This is a genomic window from Oleiphilus sp. HI0123 (assembly GCF_001635315.1).
In genome coordinates, this window is record NZ_LWGE01000281.1 from 1 (window position 1) to 626 (window position 626).

Below are 626 nucleotides of genomic sequence, written 5' to 3' on the forward strand. Positions count from 1 at the left end.
GCCATATTAGACCGGCTACTGCATAACGCTCACAAACTTAACTTAAAAGGAGAATCGATGAGAAAAGTACTAACTTCGTTGACTGAAGATGATCACTTGAAGTAAAAAGACAACTCACGATGCATGGATGGGAAACAAGTGATCACGTTCAGCGCAACGGCTGATCAGTTTTAGCGGAATACGCACCTGATCATTTGCCTCTTGATCGGATAATTGCTTATGAAACATCCGGTACAACTGGGCACGCGTTAACGATACCATCTCATCCCATCGTCGCAGCAAGATACAGCGCTTATCATAAGAAAGCTCTATTGTGGAATTACGTGGATACGGGAGAGTTCCGAAGTGATCTCGCTGTTATCTTGGCAGGGTTTCAAGAGAGTTGTTTCACTTATGCGTCTGTGTCTCCCTATCTGAACAATAAAGCGTTGTTGAAGTTAAATTTTCATCCAAACGATTGGGGTAGTCCTGATGATCGGGAGCTTTACATCGACCTCAACAAACCAGACCTTATCTCTGGCGACCCAATATCTTTGTCAGAACTTTCAATGTTCCCGTTTAGGCATCGGCCGAAGGCAATACTCAGTACGTCAATGACTTTGTTGAAAGCAGTTCGGGATGATTTT

General features: G+C 43.6%; 2 protein-coding genes. Both read left to right on the top strand.

Annotation, left to right across the window (positions count from 1 at the left end; all coding sequences use genetic code 11):
- Nucleotides 1–105, top strand: a 105-nt coding sequence (locus A3761_RS26715; protein ID WP_231881130.1) for an ATP-binding protein, incomplete at its 5' end; no start/stop codon positions are given.
- A gap of 206 nt (nt 106–311) precedes the next feature.
- On the top strand, nt 312–626 hold a 315-nt coding region (locus A3761_RS26065; RefSeq protein WP_197472759.1), incomplete at its 3' end, for a hypothetical protein.